This window comes from Sulfitobacter sp. W074 (assembly GCF_025142275.1).
In the GTDB taxonomy this organism is placed as follows: domain Bacteria; phylum Pseudomonadota; class Alphaproteobacteria; order Rhodobacterales; family Rhodobacteraceae; genus Sulfitobacter; species Sulfitobacter profundi.
On record NZ_CP081130.1, the window covers coordinates 1,622,181 to 1,636,745 of the forward strand.

15 protein-coding genes are annotated in these 14,565 nt (G+C 61.9%); 6 read left to right on the plus strand and 9 right to left on the minus strand.

The genetic code is table 11. From position 1 onward, the window contains the following. The 7 genes from accC to K3762_RS08035 all read right to left on the minus strand — a co-directional run bounded on the left by accC (position 1) and on the right by K3762_RS08035 (position 7,309). The gene (accC, locus tag K3762_RS08005; protein WP_260012681.1) at positions 1-1,353 is read right to left on the minus strand and encodes an acetyl-CoA carboxylase biotin carboxylase subunit; all 1,353 of its coding nucleotides are present in this window, start codon (positions 1,351-1,353) and stop codon (positions 1-3) included. A gap of 9 nt (positions 1,354-1,362) precedes the next feature. After that, entirely contained in the window at positions 1,363-1,863 is a 501-nt protein-coding gene (accB, locus tag K3762_RS08010) for an acetyl-CoA carboxylase biotin carboxyl carrier protein (protein ID WP_260012684.1), read from the minus strand. A 197-nt stretch (positions 1,864-2,060) separates the two neighbouring features. Next, positions 2,061-2,813 carry an ABC transporter ATP-binding protein gene (locus tag K3762_RS08015; RefSeq protein ID WP_067628335.1) on the minus strand — a complete coding sequence of 251 codons (753 nt, stop codon included), beginning with the start codon at positions 2,811-2,813 and terminating at the stop codon, positions 2,061-2,063. Between the two features lie 33 nt (positions 2,814-2,846). Continuing rightward, entirely contained in the window at positions 2,847-3,611 is a 765-nt protein-coding gene (locus K3762_RS08020; RefSeq protein ID WP_120350854.1) for an ABC transporter ATP-binding protein, read from the minus strand. 10 nt (positions 3,612-3,621) lie between these two features. Further along, positions 3,622-4,827 (minus strand): branched-chain amino acid ABC transporter permease, encoded by a 1,206-nt coding sequence (locus tag K3762_RS08025; protein ID WP_120350855.1) that lies wholly within the window; start codon positions 4,825-4,827, stop codon positions 3,622-3,624. Between the two features lie 3 nt (positions 4,828-4,830). Continuing rightward, entirely contained in the window at positions 4,831-5,859 is a 1,029-nt protein-coding gene (locus K3762_RS08030; protein ID WP_132443570.1) for a branched-chain amino acid ABC transporter permease, read from the minus strand. 103 nt (positions 5,860-5,962) lie between these two features. Then, positions 5,963-7,309, minus strand: a complete 1,347-nt coding sequence (locus K3762_RS08035; RefSeq protein ID WP_067628327.1) for a substrate-binding protein — start codon at positions 7,307-7,309, stop codon at positions 5,963-5,965. A 234-nt stretch (positions 7,310-7,543) separates the two neighbouring features. Between K3762_RS08035 and K3762_RS08040 the strand changes: the two genes are divergently transcribed. From K3762_RS08040 to K3762_RS08055, 4 genes are all read left to right on the plus strand, one after another. Continuing rightward, on the plus strand, positions 7,544-8,836 hold the full coding sequence (locus tag K3762_RS08040) for a helix-turn-helix domain-containing protein (protein ID WP_260012689.1): 1,293 nt from the start codon (positions 7,544-7,546) through the stop codon (positions 8,834-8,836). A gap of 114 nt (positions 8,837-8,950) precedes the next feature. Then, on the plus strand, positions 8,951-9,319 hold the full coding sequence (locus K3762_RS08045) for a response regulator transcription factor (RefSeq protein WP_067628389.1): 369 nt from the start codon (positions 8,951-8,953) through the stop codon (positions 9,317-9,319). Positions 9,320-9,325: 6 nt separating this feature from the next. After that, positions 9,326-9,628, plus strand: coding sequence for a hypothetical protein (locus K3762_RS08050; protein WP_260012692.1), 303 nt, complete (start codon positions 9,326-9,328; stop codon positions 9,626-9,628). Next, positions 9,628-12,378 carry an ATP-binding protein gene (locus tag K3762_RS08055; protein ID WP_260012695.1) on the plus strand — a complete coding sequence of 917 codons (2,751 nt, stop codon included), beginning with the start codon at positions 9,628-9,630 and terminating at the stop codon, positions 12,376-12,378. Before K3762_RS08050 ends, K3762_RS08055 begins: the two co-directional genes overlap by 1 nt. Here the strand turns inward: K3762_RS08055 and K3762_RS08060 are convergent. Together K3762_RS08060 and K3762_RS08065 are read right to left on the minus strand one after the other, a co-directional pair. Next, complete coding sequence (locus K3762_RS08060) at positions 12,375-12,797, minus strand: TIGR01244 family sulfur transferase (protein ID WP_132443567.1); 423 nt, start codon at positions 12,795-12,797, stop codon at positions 12,375-12,377. The two genes, K3762_RS08055 and K3762_RS08060, sit on opposite strands and share 4 nt — an antisense overlap. 81 nt (positions 12,798-12,878) lie before the next feature. Then, the gene (locus K3762_RS08065) at positions 12,879-13,118 is read right to left on the minus strand and encodes a hypothetical protein (RefSeq protein ID WP_205570913.1); all 240 of its coding nucleotides are present in this window, start codon (positions 13,116-13,118) and stop codon (positions 12,879-12,881) included. A gap of 108 nt (positions 13,119-13,226) precedes the next feature. Between K3762_RS08065 and K3762_RS08070 the strand changes: the two genes are divergently transcribed. Both K3762_RS08070 and K3762_RS08075 read left to right on the plus strand, forming a co-directional pair. Beyond that, positions 13,227-13,511 (plus strand): DUF2312 domain-containing protein, encoded by a 285-nt coding sequence (locus tag K3762_RS08070; RefSeq protein WP_067938722.1) that lies wholly within the window; start codon positions 13,227-13,229, stop codon positions 13,509-13,511. Positions 13,512-13,637: 126 nt separating this feature from the next. Next, a complete protein-coding gene (locus K3762_RS08075) occupies positions 13,638-14,558 on the plus strand; it encodes a calcium/sodium antiporter (RefSeq protein WP_132443566.1) in 921 nt (306 codons plus the stop codon). Positions 14,559-14,565: the final 7 nt, after the last annotated feature.

Here is a 14,565-nt window from a genome sequence, read left to right on the forward strand (position 1 = left end):
TCAGCCGTTGCCGAGGTTGGTTTCCAGCCAATGCTCAAGCCAGTGGATGTTGTAGCCACCCGACTGGATGTCTTCTTCGGCCAGCAGCGCGTGGAACAGCGGAACGGTGGTATCGACACCATCCACGATCAGCTCACCCAAGGCCCGACCAAGACGCGCCAGCGCTTCGGGACGGTCGCGGCCATGCACGATCAGCTTACCGATGAGACTGTCGTAATAGGGCGGGATCGAATAGCCGTCATAAAGCGCCGAATCCATCCGCACGCCAAGCCCGCCGGGGGCGTGATACTGCGTAATCTTGCCCGGACAGGGCGCGAAATTTGGCAGTTTCTCGGCGTTGATGCGGACTTCGATGGCATGGCCATTGATGGTCAGATCGTCTTGGGTAAAGGACATCGGCAGCCCTTCGGCCACGCGAATCTGTTCGCGCACCAGATCGACACCAAAGATCGCCTCGGTCACGGGATGTTCCACCTGAAGACGGGTGTTCATTTCGATGAAATAGAACTCGCCATTCTCATAGAGGAATTCGATCGTGCCCGCGCCGATGTAGTTGATATTGGCCACGGCGTCGGCGCAGACCTTACCGATCCGCGCGCGTTCCTCTTCGGTGATCGAGGGGCCGGGGGCCTCTTCGAAAACCTTCTGGTGGCGGCGCTGAAGCGAGCAGTCGCGCTCGCCCAGATGGACCGCGTTGCCCTTGCCATCCCCAAAGACCTGAATCTCGATGTGGCGGGGGGTGGTGAGGTATTTTTCAATATAGACTTCGTCATTGCCGAAGTTCGATTTCCCCTCGGCCCGCGCAGTCTGGAAGGCTTTTTCCATGTCTTTGGCGGTTTGGGCGACTTTCATGCCCTTGCCGCCGCCGCCTGCCGTGGCCTTGATAATGACCGGATAGCCGATTTCTTCGCCCAAGCGCTTGGCGTCTTCGAGCGATGCGACGCCACCATCCGAGCCGGGCACGCAAGGCACGCCGAGCTTTTTCATCGTGTCCTTGGCGGTGATCTTGTCACCCATGACGCGGATGTGTTCGGCGGTGGGGCCGATAAAGGTCAGACCGTGGTCTTCGATCACCTGCACAAAGCCTGCGTTTTCCGACAGGAAACCATACCCGGGGTGAATCGCTTCGGCCCCGGTGATTTCACAGGCCGCGATGATCGCGGGGATCGAGAGGTAGGATTGGGTGGAGGAGGGCGGGCCGATGCAGACGGATTCGTCGGCCATGCGCACATGCATCGCGTCGCTGTCGGCGGTGGAATGCACCGCGACTGTCTGGATGCCCATCTCGCGGGCCGCGCGGATGACGCGCAGCGCGATCTCTCCCCGGTTGGCGACTAGGATTTTGCTGAACATGTCCGGCCCTTATTCCAGGATCACCAGCGGGGCACCAAATTCAACGGCATCGCCGTCGCCGACGAGGATGCGCTTGACGGTGCCGGCGCGGGGCGCGGGGATGTGGTTCATGGTTTTCATCGCCTCGACGATGAGCAGCGTGTCGCCTTCGGAAACCGAAGCGCCAACGGAGATGAACGCAGGCGCGCCCGGCTCACCCTGCAGGTAGACGGTGCCGACCATGGGCGATGTGACCGCACCGGGGTGATCGGCCGGATCGGCGTCGGCGGCAGGGGCGGCGGGAGCGGCAGCTGCGGGGGCCGGTGCGGCGGCAAGCGCCGGGGCGGCTTGGTATTGCTGCTGGGGTGCGGCCATGACCTGCTGCGGCGGCTTGCGGCTGACGCGCACGTTCAGGCTGTCGTCCTCGGCATAGTCGCGTTTCACCTGAAGCTCTGTCAGGTCGTTTTCATTCAGCAGCTCGGCGAGGGCCTTGATGAAGGCCACGTCACTGTCATGGGTGTTTTTTGTCATTGGATCCTCGAAGATTTCGACAGGCCGGCAGCCCGTCGCTGCGCGATTGATTGGCTCGCTTATAGGGCATGGGCAAAGCCATGAAAAGCCAACTGTTGTCTAGGGGGTAGGATCGGTTTTTTGCCGCGCAATGGCCCCCGGGGCGCAAGAATGAGGCCGCGCCACATCTTCGCGCACCGGGTCAAGGTCACCTAGGGTCAGATCGCGAGGTATTCCGCCCGCAGTTCCGCGTTGTCCAACACCTCTGCCGCGGTGCCGTCAAAGACCACGCCGCCGGTATCAAGGATCACCGCACGGTCGGCCAGTTTCAGGGCGCGCACGGCGTTCTGCTCAACCAGAATGGTGGTGATGCCCTGCGCCTTGATCAGCCCCAGCGTCTTTTCGATCTCATCTACGATCACCGGGGCAAGACCTTCGTAGGGTTCATCCAGCAGCAGCACCTTAATGTCGCGGGCCAAGGCGCGGGCGATGGCGAGCATCTGTTGCTCCCCGCCCGAAAGGGTCACCCCCTCTTGGTTCCGCCGTTCGCGCAGGCGCGGGAAGAGGTCATAGAGCCGGTCGAGTGACCAGCCGATGGGCGGGGCGATCTGGGCCAGCTTGAGGTTCTCTTCGACCGTGAGGCCAGAAATGATGCGCCGATCTTCGGGCACCAGCGCCAGCCCCGCAGCCGAGGCTTGGTGGCTGGCCATATTGTGCAGCGGTTGATGATCAAGCCAAATCTCGCCGCGCTTGAGTTCCGGGTCGCTGACCCTTGAGATGGCCCGCAGGGTTGAGGTCTTGCCCGCGCCGTTGCGGCCCAGCAGCGCGAGAATTTCGCCTTCGTGGACGTTAAAGCTCACCCCCTGCACGATATAGCTCTCGCCGTAATAGGCGTGAATGTCCCAGACCGAGAGGAAGGCCGGGGCGGTTTGGGCGTGGTTGGCGTTTTTGTCTAGCGTGTCGGTGCTCATCGGGGTGTCCTTGGGGTTCGGCAACAGGATAGATCAGGCGGCGTCTTGGCTCTCGCCCAGATAGGCTTCGCGGACCTTGGGGTGGCCCTTGATCCGGTCGGGGGTGTCTTCGACCAGCGGCGTGCCTTGGGCCAGCACGGTGATCCGCTCGGCCAGCGAAAAGACCACATGCATGTCGTGTTCAATGATTGCGATGGTAATGTCGCGTTCGTCCTTGATCTGTTTCAGCAGGTCGATCGTATTGTTGGTATCGGCCCGCGCCATCCCCGCGGTAGGTTCGTCCAGCAGCAGCAGGCGCGGATCTTGGGCAAGGCACATCGCGATCTCCAGCCGCCGTTTGTCCCCCCGCGAGAGGGACGCCGCATGCATATGCCGCTTGTCGATCATGTTCATGTCGCGCAGCATTTCCTCGGCCTTGTCGATCACATCTTGCTGGCCCACGACGCGCGACCAACCGTTGAGTTGGAATGCCCCGTCGCGTTTGGCAAGGCAGGGGATCAGCATGTTCTCCATCACCGTGAGATCGCCAAAAATTTCAGGCGTTTGGAATACGCGGCTGATGCCCATCTGGTTGATCTCATAGGGTTTGCGCCCCAGCACCGACTGGCCGTCGAACATGACCGAGCCGGTATCGGGGATAAGCTTGCCCACCAGACAGTTCAGCAGGGTGGATTTGCCTGCCCCGTTGGGGCCGATGATCGCATGGACAGAGTTCTCTGCCACGCTCAGGTTCACATCGCTCAGCGCCTGCAGACCGCCAAAGCGTTTGCCGACATTTTTGACTTCGAGAATGGACATGATGTCTCTCCTATTCTGCGGCTTCGCTGCGGCGTTGGGCGGCGTCGGCCTCGACCGAGCCTGCATTCTTGTCCCGGCGGCGGAAGACACGGCCCAGACGTTGGCCACCTTCGACCAGCCCACCGGGCAGGAAGATCACGACCAGCATGAACAGCAAGCCCAGCGTGAGGTGCCAGCCCTTGCCGACGAAGGGGTGGATGATCGCAACCATCGCGTCTTCGATCCCGTCGGGCATGAAGGCAAACCAGCCGTGCAGCACGTTGTCGTTGATCTTGGCAAAGATGTTTTCAAAGTACTTGATGAACCCTGCGCCCAGCACCGGCCCGATCAAGGTGCCCGCGCCGCCAAGGATGGTCATCAGCACCACTTCGCCTGAGGCCGTCCACTGCATCCGCTCAGCCCCGGCAAGCGGGTCCATCGCGGCCAGCAGGCCACCGGCCAGCCCGGCATACATGCCAGAGATCACAAATGCCGCCAGCGTGTAGGGCCGGGTGTTCAGGCCCGTGTAGTTCATCCGCTGCTGGTTGGACTTCACCGCCCGCAGCATCATCCCAAAGGGCGAGCGGAAGATGCGGATCGCCAGATAGAAGGCGAGGATCAGGAAGATTGCGCAGAAGTAGTAGCCAACGGAAAAGGTAAAGGTCCATCCGCCGAAGAACAGCGTCGTCGAAGAGTTCATCGCCGCGCCGAAAAGGTTGGGGAATGACGGTGCATCGACAGACTGAAGATACTGCGGATCAGAGTTGTAGATCTGCAATCCCGTCTCGCCATTGGTGATCGGTGTCAGCACCGAATAGGCGAGGTTGAACGACATCTGCGCAAAGGCCAGCGTCAGGATGGAGAAGTAGATGCCCGACCGCCGCAGGCTGATAAAGCCGATGAGCGCCGAGAACAGCCCCGCCATGATGACGGCCAGTACCAGCGCGGGCACGACATTGTAGCTGAGCAGTTTGAACATCCAGACGGCAGAGTAAGAACCGACACCCAGAAAGGCCGCGTGACCAAAGGAGAGATAGCCGGTCAGCCCAAAGAGGATGTTAAACCCGATCGCAAAGATGCCAAAGATCACAAAGCGTTGCATCAGGTCGGGGTAGCCTGCGTTAAATTGCGCAAGGCCCGAATCCGCCGGAAAGGGGTTGAGGATGAAGGGGGCAAAGAGCGTGAGAACGACCACGACCCCCAAGAGAAGCGTATCGCGTTTTTCCAGTCCGAACATGTCTTATTCCTCCATCACGCCGCGGCGACCCATCAGACCGCGCGGGCGGACCAGCAGGATCACGATGGCAACGACGTAGATGATGATCTGGTCGATACCGTAGATGATGCTTTTGATTTCATTCATGGAGGCGAGACTTTCGAGGATTCCCAGCAGGAACCCCGCCAGCACCGCGCCGGGCAGAGAGCCCATGCCGCCGACCACGACGACGACGAAGCTCAGCACCAGAAAGTCCATGCCCATGTGATAATTGGGTGAGTTGATCGGCGCATACATCACGCCCGCAAGCCCCGCCACGGCGGCGGCGATGCCGAACATGATGGTAAAGCGGCGGTCGATGTCGATGCCCAAAAGCCCAACGGTTTCGCGGTCTGCCATGCCGGCGCGGACAACCATGCCGAAGGTGGTGAATTGCAAGAAAGCAAAGACGGCGGCGATGATAACCGTGGAAAAGCCGAAATAGACCAGACGCCAGTAGGGGTAGGCCAGCGACGTGTCCAAGCCCAAGAGCGGCGCGAAGTCAAAGCTGCCTTTGAACACTTCGGGCGCGGGTGTGGGAATTGGGTTGGCACCGTAGAAATACTTGACCACTTCCTGCAGCACGATGGCGAGGCCAAAGGTCACAAGGATCTGATCTGCATGGGGACGTTTATAGAAATGCTTAATCAGCCCGCGTTCCATGATGAAGCCGATCAGCAGCATCACCGGGATCGCAAAGAGGATCGCCAGCGGCACCGACCAATCGATTATGGCCTGTCCCGTCTCCGTACCAAACCAATTCTCGACATAGGGGGTTTTGACCTTGAGCGGGTTGCCCAGAAAATCTTTCTGGGTCTCGTCGATGGTATCGAAACTCAGCGTCAGTAGCCGTTGCAGCGTGACCGAGCAGAAGGCCCCGATCATGAACAGCGCCCCATGAGCGAAGTTAACCACGCCAAGCGTGCCGAAGATCAATGTGAGCCCAAGCGCGATCAGCGCATAGGCCGAGCCCTTGTCGAGCCCGTTAAGTATTTGCAGAAGAACAGCGTCCATGGACCCCACCTGTAAGGGATGCGTTCACATGAGGGCGCGCCCCATGTGGTGAGAAAAGGGGGCGCGCGGCGCAAGGCCGATGCGCCCCCAAAGGTTCAGTGGATCAGGCGCCCGGGTTGCACTTGCCCAATTCGCCGCCGGCGAACATGGGGTGATCCGGGGCGTATTCGACCTGTGCACGCGGGGTGACCTCGACGATCTCCAGCGTGTCATATTCGTTGGTCGGGTTTTCCTTGCCTTTCATGACCAGCACGTCTTTGAAACACTGGTGGTCGTCGCCACGATACAGCACCGGACCGTTGCCCAGACCGTCGAACTCGAAATCTTCGAGCGCTTCAACGACACCGCAGGGGTTGAAGGTGCCCGCACGTTCCACCGCATCCGCATAGAGCAGCGTCTGCACGTAGCAGGTGTGTGCGGAGTTGGAAGGCGGACGGCCATATTTCTCACCAAAGGATTTCACAAAGGCTTTGGAGCCTTCATCCTGTAACTGCCAGTTCCAGTTCATCGAGCCGATAACACCTTGCACGTTGGCACCGGCACCCGCGGCCATAAGCTCGGAATAAAGCGGCACGACGATCTCGAATTTCTTGCCGTTCACTTCTTTGTCCAGCAGGCCGAACTGCACCGCGTTGGTGAGCGAGTTCACCATGTTTCCGCCGTAGTGGTTCAGCACCAGCACATCGGCACCGGAGTTCAGAACCGGCGCAATGTAGGAGCTGAAATCCGTGCTCGCCAGCGGCGTCAGCACGTTGTTCACGGTCTCCCAGCCCATCGCTTCGGTCGCGGCGGCGATGGATTCCTGCTGGGTCCAGCCCCATGTGTAGTCGGCTGTCAGATGGTACGCGCGGCGGTCCTCGCCGTAAGCGTTTTTCAGCACCGGCGCGAGGGCGGCGGCGGACATGTAACCGTTAAAGAAGTGACGGAAACCATTGGCCTTTTTGTCTTTGCCCGTGGTGTCGTTGGAGTGTGTCAGACCGGCCATGAAGATCACGCCCGCTTCCTGACACAGGCCCTGAACCGCCACGGCCACGCCTGAGGACGAGCCGCCGTTGATCATCACAGCGCCGTCTTTTTCGATCATCGCCTTGGCGGATGCGCGGGCGGCGTCGGATTTGGTCTGGGTGTCACCAGTGACATATTCGACCTTCTTGCCCAGAATGCCGTTCCCTTTCAGCGCCTTGGAGCTGAAGGTGTTCATCATGCCGCCGTCGCCCCCGCCATTAAGGTGCTCGACCGCAAGCTCTTGGGCGCGCAACTCGTCCAGCCCTTCTTCGGCATAGGGGCCGGTCTGGGGCACGTTAAAGCCCAGCGTGACCGTGCTGCCCGTGGGGGCATTGGTAAAGCCCGCGTGCGCCTCGGCGCGCAGATAGGTCGGCAGCGCCAACCCTGCACCGGCAACCGCGCCGGTCTGAATCAGCCCGCGGCGTGTCAGTTTCGTAAACGACATGAAGTCCTCCCATTTTTGTAAGTCGCGGCACCGGAACCTCCCCCCGATGCCACAACACGCAATAGTGCAAAGAAACTATGGCGCGGAAACTGAAAACCGATCAATAAGGCGCTTGATCGAAACGATTTTTTTGTAAATATATTCGCAACCGTCCAGGGAGGTTTGTAAAGAATATGATGTTGCGCCGCAGAAAGACCTTGAAACAACGCATGAATTATCGGGCGGCGCGGTCCCATGCGTGAGGGGCTGACCGGCAGCCGCATCCGTGAGCGGCGCGTGATGGCGGGGCTGAAACAGGCCGAACTGGCACAACAAAGCGGGATCTCGGCCAGCTATCTGAACCTCATCGAACACAACCGGCGCAGAATCGGCGGGAAGCTGTTGCTCAATATCGCCCATGCGCTTGGTGTCGAGCCGCAGGCGTTGACCGAAGGGGCCGAAGCCGCGCTGATCGCCACACTGCGCGAAGCGGCAGAGGATGCAGCGCTTACCGGGCCCGAGAGTGACCGGGCGGATGAATTTGCCGGGCGGTTTCCGGGCTGGGCCAAGGTGCTTGCCAGCAGCCAGCGTCGCATCGCGGCCCTAGAGCAGACGGTTGAGGCGCTGTCTGACCGTTTGGCCCATGACCCGCAGCTTGCCACGTCGATGCATGAATTGCTGAGTACGGCCGCCGCCATCCGCTCGACCGCCTCTATCTTGGCAGAGACGGACAGTCTGCAACCCGAATGGCGCGACAGGTTTCACACGAATATCCACCAAGACAGCCGCCGCCTGTCCGACAGCGCGCAGGCGCTGGTCACCTATTTCGACAATGCCGCCGAGACCCGTGAGGTGGCCCATTCCCCGCAGGCGGAGGTGGAAACCTTCCTCGCCGCGCATGACTACCGCTTTGACCCGTTGGAGCAGGCCCGCGCCCCGCAAGAGGCAATCGCGGCGCTTGTGGCGCAGGCCGATGCGCTCAAGACCAAGGCCGCGCAGCATATCGCGACGGGGGTGTTGCAGCAGATCGCGCGGGACGCGGCGGCGTTGCCCTTGGCGCGTTTGGAGCGGACCGTTGAGGAGACGGGCCATGACCCAGCCGAATTGGCGCGCCGGTTGGACCAGCCGATGGGCCGGGTGCTGCGTCGCTTGGCCTCACTGCCCGATCTGGGCGCGGGGCTGGTGGTTTGTGACCGGTCGGGCAGTGTGACATTCGCCAAGTCGATTGATGGCTTCACCGTGCCGCGTTTTGGCGCTTGCTGCCCGCTTTGGCCGCTGTTCGCGGTGCAGGGCCAGCCGGGGCTGGTAGTGAAATCCCGCGTCATGCAGATGGGCCGGGGGCAGGCGCAGTTTGAGGCCATTGCGACCTGCGAGGTTCAGGCTGCCGCCGCCTATAACACGCCGCCCTTGAGCCAATCGGTAATGCTGCTTCTGCCGGTGCCTTCGGGTGCGGCCCCCGCGCAGCCCGTGGGCGCAACCTGCCGTATCTGTCCGGTCGAAGGATGCCGCGCGCGGCGGGAACCGTCGATCCTGCGCGACGGAATCTAGCAGGGGTTCAGGCAGTTTTTGACAGCGCTGCCAAACCGATGCATGCTCGCCCCGGTGCGCGTGACCCCGCAACAAGACGGGGCGAACGTACACCGAGGGGGAGATTTTTTGCCGATGAGCAAACTCGTAGTTCTGGTGGAGGACGAGGTGAATATCGCCGAGGCCATCCGCTTTTTGTTGGGCCAAGAGGGCTGGCGGGTGGAGACGCTGGCCAATGGATCGGGTGCGGTAGAGGTGATCCGCAAGGCATCGCCCGATTTGGTGATGCTGGATGTCATGCTGCCGGGCAAAAGCGGGTTTGAAATACTCGATGAGCTGCGCGGCGACCCGGCGATGGGGGAATTGCCGGTTCTGATGCTGACCGCGCGCGGCCAAAGCCGGGACCGCGCCATGGCCGAGAAGGCCGGGGTCAGCCGCTTTATGACCAAGCCGTTTTCGAACTCAGAGATGCTGGACGCGGTGCGCGACCTGATCGCCAGTTAACCCACCATGCCACGCCCTCCGATCTTTTTGGAAAAACGCGGCTACCGCCAGCGGCGCATGATGGATGCGGTGCGGTTGCTGCCGTTTCTGGGGCTGATGCTGTGGATGGTGCCGTTGTTGTGGCCCGTGCCAGAGATCCTGCCTGACGCCACCCTCGAACCCAGCAAGCCGACAATCGCGATGAGCGTGGCGCTGCGCTATCTCTTTGGGGTTTGGGCGTTGCTGATCTTGGCGACATGGGCGCTCTGGCGGCGCACGCGCGATGTGGCGTCGGACGGGGGTGCCGATACCAAAGACGGGCCGCGCTGATGGTGTCGCTCAACCAGTTGGTCGCGGTCTGTCTGATGTATGTCGCGGGGCTGTTCATCGTGGCCTTTGCCGCCGAACGCGCGGCCCTGCGCGGGCAGGGCGGCTGGCTGCTGCGCTCGCCGTTGGTCTATACCCTGTCGCTGTCGATCTACTGCACCGCTTGGACCTTTTACGGCGCGGTGGGCTACGCCGCGCGCTCAGGGTTGGAGTATGTGACGATCTACCTCGGCCCGTCGCTGGTGATGATCGGCTGGTGGTGGGGCTTGCGACGGCTGGTGCGCATCGGGCGGAGCCACCGGGTGACCTCAATCGCTGACCTGATTTCGTCGCGCTACGGCAAATCCAACACGCTGGCGATCGTGGTGACGGTCATGGCCGTGATCGGCGTGACGCCCTATATTGCGCTGCAATTGCAATCAGTTATCTTGTCTCTGTCGATTTTCGCCGCCCCCGATGTGCCGCTGGCCGAGGCGGGGGGCGATGTCATCAACCGCGGGCAGGCCGCCCTGTGGGTGGCGGCGGGGCTGACGCTGTTTACGGTGCTTTTCGGCACACGGAACCTGAACGTGAACGAGCGGCACCACGGCGTTGTCATCGCCATCGCGGTGGAGGCTGTGGTCAAGCTGCTGGCGCTGGTGGCGGTCGGTATCTACGTGATCTGGGGTCTTGCCGGAGGCTTGGGTGAGACCTTGGCGCGGATCGATGCCTCGGACATTGGCCAGTGGGAGGTGCAGGGCAGCCGTTGGGCCGCGCTGACGGTCCTTTCGGGGGCCGCGCTTTTGTGCCTGCCGCGCATGTTTCAGGTGATGGTCGTTGAGAATGACGACGAGCGCCAGTTGCAGATCGCCAGTTGGGCCTTCCCGCTTTATCTGATGCTGATGAGCCTTTTCGTCGTGCCAATCGCGGTTGTGGGGCTGGACTTGATGCCTGAAGGCGCGAACCCCGATCTGTTTGTCCTCAGTCTGCCGCTTAGCCAAGGGCAGAACGGGCTGGCGATGCTGTCCTTCTTGGGCGGTTTTTCCTCGGCCACGTCGATGGTGATCGTCGCCACGCTGGCGCTATCAACGATGGTCAGCAACCACATCGTCATGCCGATCTGGCTGGCGCTGCGGCGCGATGGGGCCACGCAGTCGGGAGATGTACGCAATATCGTGATCCTCGCGCGGCGGCTGTCGATCTTTTGCGTGGTAGGCTTGGGCTATCTTTACTACCGCGCCTCGGGCGGCAGCGGGGCGCTGGCGGCAATTGGCACGATCTCTTTCGGCGGGGTGGCGCAGTTTTTGCCAGCGATGCTGGGCGGCGTGCTCTGGCGCGGTGCCACGCGGGCAGGCGCGCTTTGTGGGCTGGGCACGGGTTTTGTGCTCTGGGTTTTCACCATGCTGCTGCCCAGTTTCGGCGCGGATGTGGCATTGTCGAGCGCGACCTTGGAGAGCGGGCTTTGGGGGCTGGCATGGCTGCGCCCCGAGGCGCTGTTCGGCATCGCCGGGATCGATCCGACCGTGCATGCGGTGGTCTGGAGCCTTGCGCTGAACACGCTGGTTTTTGTGGTCGTCTCACTTTTCAGTTTCCCCGCGCCGCTGGAGCGGCTTCAGGGCGCGCAATTCGTCAATGTCTTTGACCACTCCGGCCCGGCGCGGGGGTGGACGGCATCGGTCGCGGGCAGCGAAGACCTGATGATCATGGCGCAGCGGATCTTGGGCGCGCGAGAGGCGCAGGCGTTTTTCACCCGTGAGGCCGAGCGGCAGGGGCAGGGGCAACGCTTGCCGGAACCCACACCGCGATTCGTGCAGGCGTTGGAGCGGGAGTTGGCGGCCTCTGTCGGGGCGGCGACGGCCCATGCGATGGTGGCGCAGATCGTCGGCGGGGCGTCTGTTTCGGTGCAAGACCTGCTCGCCGTGGCCGACGAATCCGCGCAGATGTTGGAGTATTCCAGCCAGCTTGAAACCAAATCGCGCGAGTTGACCGAAACGGCGGCGCAGCTGCGCGCGGCGAATGAAAAGCTCACTCAATTGTCGCTGCAAAAGGACAGTTTTCTGAGCCAGATCAGCCATGAATTGCGCACGCCGATGACGTCGATCCGATCGTTTTCGGAAATCCTACGCGACGCGCCGGGTCTCACGGACGCGGATAAGAATCGCTACGCCACGATCATCCACAGCGAGACGATCCGCCTGACCCGGCTCTTGGACGATCTGCTGGACCTGTCTGTGCTGGAGAACGGGCAGGTGACGCTGAACCAGCGGGAGGGCAAGCTGCGCGATCTGCTTGATCTGGCGGTGACCACTGCGCAGGCCGGGGCCACGCGACCGCTTAAAGTGCTGCGCGATCCGCAGGCTGAGGATATCACCCTGACCAGCGACCTCGACCGGCTGGTGCAGGTGTTCATCAACCTTGTTACCAATGCGCGCAAATACTGCGCTGCAGATCAGCCGCAACTGGTGATCTCGGCACAGGTCACGGCGCAGGGGCTGGTGATCGATTTCGTCGACAACGGCCACGGGATCGACGCGGGCTCAGAGGCGCTGATTTTCGAGAAATTTTCGCGCATCACCGGAGAGGGCGATGGCGCAGGGCTCGGCCTTGCCATCTGTCGCGAGATCATGTGCCGATTGGGTGGCGAGATCAGCTTTTTAGGGAATGTGCCCGGCACGGCGTTCCGGGTGCAATTGCCGCAGAGCGTCCTGACACCGCCTGCAAAGGACACCGACCCAGTAGTCGGCCCCGTGGTCGGGGCCGATACGCGGTCTTAGCTGTAGCTCTGGCCCAGCATCGGGCGCATGTTCTCAAGGTCATAGCCCCCCTGACGCGCCGCTTCGATGATCGCGTCGCTGTCCATCTCCCCGGCCTGACCCAACGCCCAAGCGATGGTCGAACGGGTGCCAGAGGCGCAATAGGCCAGCACGGTGTCATCCGTTTCAACCCCAAGCGCGCGGTTGTTGGCAATGACATCGGGGGTCATGGTTTGATGGGTCAGCGGCTGTTCGGCAAAGGCGATGCCTGCGGCCTCGGCCGCCTCGCGCATGGCGGCGGCTTGGTGGCTGGGCGGCACTTCCGCATCGGGGCGGTTGCACAGAATGCGGGTGATGCCTTGGGCGCGCAGGTTTTCCATGTCATCGGGCTCGATCTGCGGGGCGACGAAATAGCGGGGGGTGATTTGGCGAATATCCATGCGTCGATTTAAGCAGATGCAGCGGCCCTGTCCAGAGACGGCTAAGACCCGCCGCGACCGCCCGCCGATCAGCCGCCTCGATCAGCCCAGAGAGATGCCCAAAATCACCATCATCAGGCCGATGACGGATAGAAACAGCGCGCCCATGTTCAACGGCACCACTTTGCGCAATACAACGCGCATCGCCTCATCGTCCAGCTGCGCGCGTTTGGCACGGCTCACTTTGACGATGCACCAGCCAAGACCGAGCAATCCCAGAAGGGACAGACCCGCGCCGCCCCAGACCATGAGATCGAAAATAGATGTGTTTGCGCTTTCCATGGCGGCAGAGCTACGCCAAACCGCCAAGGGGGGCAAGTCCCGCTTGCGGGCTGGGCATCCAGCCTGTAGTCACACCCGCCAGAGCCAGCCAATCCGTGAGGACTTTCCATGAGCGATACCAGCACCAACCCCGATGTCGTCGAATCCCAAGGCGATGCGACCTACCGGGTCACCGCCAATGAGCTGCGCCAGTTCGTCGAGCGGATCGAGCGTTTGGACGCCGAAAAGAAAGACCTCGCCGAGCAGCAAAAAGAGGTGATGTCCGAAGCGAAATCGCGTGGCTACGACACCAAAGTGCTGCGCAAGGTGATCGCCCTGCGCAAGCGTGACAAGGACGACATCGCCGAAGAAGAAGCGGTGATGGAGATGTATAAAGAAGCCTTGGGCATGTGAGCGCCCGGCCGCAGCGGAACTGAATTTTCCGCGCGGCCTTGAATGCCGGTCACCCGTGCCCATTTGCATCGGGCGTCTGCGCGGTCTCCGCGACGCCCGATGGTCTGAGACCGGTGAGTTTTTCTCGTGAACATTTTGTTTGTCCTTGGCGGTTTGCTGGGGCTCGTGCTCGGTGGTGAGTATCTGGTGCGCGGTGCGGTGGCGCTGGCGCAGCGGGTTGGGCTATCGCCACTGGTGATCGGTCTGACGGTCGTGGGGTTTGGCACTTCGGCGCCTGAATTGGTGACTTCTGTTCAGGCGGCTTTGCTGGGGGCACCGGACATCGCGCTTGGCAATGTCGTCGGGTCGAACATCGCGAATATTCTGCTGATTCTCGGCCTTGCCGCACTGATCGCGCCGATTGGCATCGCGCGGCGCAGCTTTGCGCGCGACGGGACAGTGATGCTGGCGGCAAGCTTGCTTTGTCTGGGCCTCGTGATGCTGGGCCGCATCGACCGGCTGGCGGGGATTTTGGCCCTCGTGGGGTTGGCGACCTATCTGATTTATACCTTTCGCAGTGATCGAAACAGCCAGCAGGCGGCGGAGCCTTTGCCGGATCAAGCACGGATCGGGCTGGCGTTATTGTGGTTGTTGGGTGGGCTGGTTCTAACCATCGTCTCGGCTCGCTTTTTGGTCACGGGATCGGTCGCCTTGGCGCAGGCCGTGGGGCTCTCTGAGGCGGTGATCGGGTTGACCATCGTGGCAGTGGGGACTTCGATGCCGGAATTGGTCACATCGGTCATCGCCGCCCGGCGCGGGCAGAGCGATGTGGCTTTGGGCAACGTGGTCGGCTCCAATATCTTTAACATCCTTGGTGTGCTGGGGGTCACGGCGGTGATCCAGCCGGTCAATGTGGCCGCTCAGATCGCCACACTCGACATCTGGGTGATGCTGGGGGCCAGCGTGGCGCTGATCGCCTGCGCGGCCTTTGGCGGGCGCGTCACGCGCGGTCAGGGGGCGACCTTTGCATTGGCCTATGCGGGCTATATTGCGGTGCTCTTGGTCTGAGGTCTGG

What these genes read in the sequence shown, in the direction of transcription:
- K3762_RS08030 (WP_132443570.1), bottom strand. Translation starts at nt 5,859, where the DNA reads ATGGACGCTGTTCTTCTGCAAATACTTAACGGGCTCGACAAGGGCTCG.
- K3762_RS08050 (WP_260012692.1), top strand. Translation starts at nt 9,326, where the DNA reads ATGCCACGCCCTCCGATCTTTTTGGAAAAACGCGGCTACCGCCAGCGG.
- K3762_RS08070 (WP_067938722.1), top strand. Translation starts at nt 13,227, where the DNA reads ATGAGCGATACCAGCACCAACCCCGATGTCGTCGAATCCCAAGGCGAT.
- K3762_RS08065 (WP_205570913.1), bottom strand. Translation starts at nt 13,118, where the DNA reads ATGGAAAGCGCAAACACATCTATTTTCGATCTCATGGTCTGGGGCGGC.
- accB (WP_260012684.1), bottom strand. Translation starts at nt 1,863, where the DNA reads ATGACAAAAAACACCCATGACAGTGACGTGGCCTTCATCAAGGCCCTC.
- K3762_RS08045 (WP_067628389.1), top strand. Translation starts at nt 8,951, where the DNA reads ATGAGCAAACTCGTAGTTCTGGTGGAGGACGAGGTGAATATCGCCGAG.
- K3762_RS08015 (WP_067628335.1), bottom strand. Translation starts at nt 2,813, where the DNA reads ATGAGCACCGACACGCTAGACAAAAACGCCAACCACGCCCAAACCGCC.
- K3762_RS08025 (WP_120350855.1), bottom strand. Translation starts at nt 4,827, where the DNA reads ATGTTCGGACTGGAAAAACGCGATACGCTTCTCTTGGGGGTCGTGGTC.
- K3762_RS08055 (WP_260012695.1), top strand. Translation starts at nt 9,628, where the DNA reads ATGGTGTCGCTCAACCAGTTGGTCGCGGTCTGTCTGATGTATGTCGCG.
- accC (WP_260012681.1), bottom strand. Translation starts at nt 1,353, where the DNA reads ATGTTCAGCAAAATCCTAGTCGCCAACCGGGGAGAGATCGCGCTGCGC.
- K3762_RS08040 (WP_260012689.1), top strand. Translation starts at nt 7,544, where the DNA reads ATGCGTGAGGGGCTGACCGGCAGCCGCATCCGTGAGCGGCGCGTGATG.
- K3762_RS08035 (WP_067628327.1), bottom strand. Translation starts at nt 7,309, where the DNA reads ATGTCGTTTACGAAACTGACACGCCGCGGGCTGATTCAGACCGGCGCG.
- K3762_RS08060 (WP_132443567.1), bottom strand. Translation starts at nt 12,797, where the DNA reads ATGGATATTCGCCAAATCACCCCCCGCTATTTCGTCGCCCCGCAGATC.
- K3762_RS08020 (WP_120350854.1), bottom strand. Translation starts at nt 3,611, where the DNA reads ATGTCCATTCTCGAAGTCAAAAATGTCGGCAAACGCTTTGGCGGTCTG.